This window comes from Ileibacterium valens, assembly GCF_001945525.1.
Classification (GTDB): domain Bacteria; phylum Bacillota_I; class Bacilli_A; order Erysipelotrichales; family Erysipelotrichaceae; genus Ileibacterium; species Ileibacterium valens.
In genome coordinates, this window is the sequence record NZ_MPJW01000134.1 from 1 (window position 1) to 3,849 (window position 3,849).

The 3,849-nt window shown below is 37.9% G+C and carries 2 protein-coding genes and 1 rRNA gene; 2 read left to right on the forward strand and 1 reads right to left on the reverse strand.

Annotation, left to right across the window (positions count from 1 at the left end):
* Positions 1 to 102: ribosomal RNA gene (locus BO222_RS06635) — 16S ribosomal RNA — on the reverse strand; the annotation flags it as partial.
* A gap of 1,212 nt (positions 103 to 1,314) precedes the next feature.
* Between BO222_RS06635 and BO222_RS06640 the strand changes: the two genes are divergently transcribed.
* Positions 1,315 to 2,181 carry a hypothetical protein gene (locus tag BO222_RS06640; RefSeq protein ID WP_075819513.1) on the forward strand — a complete coding sequence of 289 codons (867 nt, stop codon included), beginning with the start codon at positions 1,315 to 1,317 and terminating at the stop codon, positions 2,179 to 2,181.
* A 118-nt stretch (positions 2,182 to 2,299) separates the two neighbouring features.
* Complete coding sequence (locus BO222_RS06645) at positions 2,300 to 3,487, forward strand: aminotransferase class I/II-fold pyridoxal phosphate-dependent enzyme (protein ID WP_075819515.1); 1,188 nt, start codon at positions 2,300 to 2,302, stop codon at positions 3,485 to 3,487.
* Positions 3,488 to 3,849 lie beyond the last annotated feature (362 nt).

Below are 3,849 nucleotides of genomic sequence, written 5' to 3' on the forward strand. Positions count from 1 at the left end.
TTACTCACCCGTTCGCCACTGTATCCAAAGATACCGTTCGACTTGCATGTATTAGGCATGCCGCCAGCGTTCATCCTGAGCCAGGATCAAACTCTCCATTTGATTTGACTCAACGCTTTTGCGTTTTATTTTATTTTTTGATTGTTCAGGTTGAATTGACTTGTACTTGGTTTGTTTGTTTAACCTGTACCAATTGGTACTTGTACATACTGTCTGTAAAGTTTTCAAAGAACGAGTTATTTGTGAAGATTTATTTATCTTTCACAAGCTTGTTTATCTTACTCCCTGTCCTGATCAAAGTCAAGGCTTTTTTGTGAATTTCTTTTTGAATTTCACAATCAGAAGAAGACTTCACTTGTGAGAAACAAGCCGTCTCTCACAAGGCTCATTAAGAATACCACTCCAACAGTCATCGGTCAACCCTTTTTGTGAATTATTTTTAATTTTTCACAAACAAGGATTTCTGCCCTTAGATAAAGGAGTCTGGATATTCCAGGATGCCGTTTCAGTTTGAATTTTTCAATTGATTCCATAAACAGCTTGTTAACTTTAATCCAATTTGAAATAAGTTGCAACCAAAATTTATGCCGTTTACCAAATCTGTTTTACATCTTTTTTTACAGTAGTACCTTAACCATACAACTTGAATCCGAAACTTCGCATAGTTAATCAAATAAAGCAATTGCTCCTATAATTGTTTGTGTGATGAACAACAATAAAAGCGAGGCGATGTTCTTCTTCCTCCAGGTTGTAAAAAAACAAAAAGAGGGCACCAGCAAGTCCATCATTTAAGAAGCAAATAAACAAACCTGAATATGACACCTACGATCTGCATGTCCCGATTCAGATCAACGCATCGCACAAAACAAACTGTATTGTTCCATATTCATTTTTTTATTATCTGTTCTGTCAGGCGATAGAAATTTAATCTATCTGATCAAACGGTAATAAAAAGACGAGTCATAGACTAGTTAAAAAGACGAATACCTCAAAAACTGCCATTTCAAACAACTTTGCTAAAATACTTCTGAACAAAGAGCAGTTCAAGGATTTATTCTCAGGAAAACATTTGTGATAATAAAGACTATGCAGATTGAGATTAAACTTCCTGGATCAGCTCCAATTCTCAATCAATCTTTATTTGCATTAAACTTTGAACAACCAATTCTGAATCCAGTCTCGATTAATCCCTGTTATATCCTGGCGTTCTTAGACTCACCAGAAAACTTGATGATTCATTAACCAACAGAGAGGTCGCTGGCACATGCTAAAATCTGGTTTTCAGACTCATTATCAGAATTAGTGAGGTATTTGATGAAATATGCCATTACATCAGCCGCCGTTCTAATCCCCCTGGCGATGATTTTATTTATTCCCACTTTTTATCAGCCTGTTAATTTACACGCATCAATAGAATACGACACCAAAAAGGGTAATCCTTCCAATTCTTCACCTTCATCCAAGGACACTGAAAACAATCATACGATTGAAAAGCTGCTGAAAACTTCAATGAAGCCAGTCGGCAGTACTCTATATATATGGGGCGGAGCATGGAACGAAGAAGATACAGAAGGTGGTATTGAATCAATGACGATCGGAACCTCTGATAACTGGAAAACATTCTTTGATTCACAGGATGCAAATTATGACTTCACCGATTTTGCTTATCAGATCCATGATGGACTTGATTGTTCTGGATTTGTAGGCTGGACGATCTACAATACTTTTTACAATGAAAACGAAAAAGACAACCTGGTAGTTCACAGTGGAAATTTCGGAACTTTTTTAAGTTCAAGAGGGTATGGAGAGGTAATTCCTTCTTCTGAAATCACCAGTTATCAACCGGGAGACATCTTATTTAATAATGGACATGTTTATTTTGTTTTAGGACAATACGATGATGGAAGTGTTTTATTAGTTCATTCAGCTCCACCTGGAGTCAGAATCAGCGGAACCCCAACAGCAGACGGAAATCTCCATTCTCAGGCCATAAGTTCTGCTGATCAACTGATGAAAGAACATTATCCTGATTTCTATAATCGATACCCGGCTGTCAGTGTGGATTTTTCGTTTCTGACTGATTATGATCAATTTCGCTGGAACGAGAGCACAATGTCAGATGTGAATGTTATGAGTTCTAAGACACCGGAAGATATCATCTCAATGCTTTTTCCTTCCTGAGAAAAATACTTTTTCCATTGATTTTTTATGATTCAACTGACCAGTTCAATACTGGTCAGTTTTTTATAATTAAAGAGGTATATTGTTTCCATAAGAATAATCTGAATCGGAGGTAATTATGTTTAAAAGAGCACAAAGAATGAACTCATTCCATACAAGCGTCTTTACTGAACTTCTGGAAGAAAAAAAACGTTACGAAAAAGAAAAAGATGAAAAAGTAATTGATTTTTCCCTGGGATCGCCAACAATTCCGCCTTCACCATCAATTATTAAAACAATGACTAAGGCTGTATCGATTCCTTCCAACTATCGATATGCGGTAATGCCGCTTTCTGGCATGATCAGCTCTATTCAAAAATGGTATCAGAGCCGGTATCAAACCAGCCTTGAAGAAAACGAGATCACATTATTGCAGGGATCTCAGGAAGCTCTTGTCAATCTCCCTCTGATTTATTGCAATCCAGGAGATATCGTACTCGTTCCAGATCCTTATTATCCTGTTTATGTTGATGCGCCTCGACTGGCAGGTGCAAATATTCATTTCATGCCTTTGAAAGCTGAAAACAATTACTTAATTGACCTGGACGCAATCCCAGATGACGTTGCACAAAAAGCAAAAATGATGATCGTGTGTTATCCGAATAATCCTACCGGAGCATGTGCACCCGATTCTTTTATCAATGATCTAATCGCCTTCGCCAGAAAAAACAATATTCTTGTTGTCTATGATAACGCCTATTCTGACCTGGTTTATACAGGCGTTCCCGGCAGATCTTTCCTCTCCTTTGATCATGCGATAGAAGTCGGAGTGGAGATTAATTCTTTTTCAAAGTCCTATGGAATGGCTGGAGCAAGACTCGGTGTTCTTCTGGGAAACCAGGAAGTTGTTGAAGCTTATAAAGTTCTGAAGTCGAATATGGATTATGGTGTCTTTATTCCTGTTCAGGAAGCAGGAATTGCGGCTCTTGAATCCGGAAGTTCTCTGGTAAAAGAGACTCAGCAACGATATGAACATAAAAGAGATTTGATGGTTGATTCTTTCCGGCTTGCCGGTTGGGAGCTTCCCTGCCCAAAGGCAACCATGTTCATCTGGGCAAGAATCCCAGAAAAGTATAAGAATTGTTATGAATTCTGCCATGAACTGTTAAAAGCCACAGGAGTAATGGTTACTCCGGGAACAGCCTTTGGTCCAATGGGAGAACGATATGTTCGCTTATCTTTTGTATTAGAAGAGGAAGATATTTTGGAAGCTGCCAGCAGAATCAGGGAAAGTCAGTTTTTCCTAAAATCTGATTACTCTGATTAAGGTAGAGAACACATTCTCTGAATGTTTTAGCAGAAGGATAATTTAACGTTTTTTTCATCAGGAGTATCATTTTGTTAGTCAATCATCAATTCAAATAAATAAAAGTCCTAAAAGGGGCTGTTAAATTTCTGACAGTCCAAAAATAAAAAGAGGCACCTGATCCGTAATGGATGAGGTGCCTCTTTTGGTAAAATATGTTCATGATCAATAAACAAAATTACCAAACACACTATAACTCGATTCAGGGCCGTTTGCCACTGCTCCATTCTCTCTTCCCTCATATTGAGATGGATTCTGTCTTCACTACTGTCAGTTCCTTTGTCGATGATTATCTCGACCTTGCCCTTTATCCTTCTTTTGCC

Bases quoted from the DNA above. Each gene is read 5' to 3' on its own strand.
- BO222_RS06640 (WP_075819513.1), top strand. From the start codon at position 1,315: ATGAAATATGCCATTACATCAGCCGCCGTTCTAATCCCCCTGGCGATG.
- BO222_RS06645 (WP_075819515.1), top strand. From the start codon at position 2,300: ATGTTTAAAAGAGCACAAAGAATGAACTCATTCCATACAAGCGTCTTT.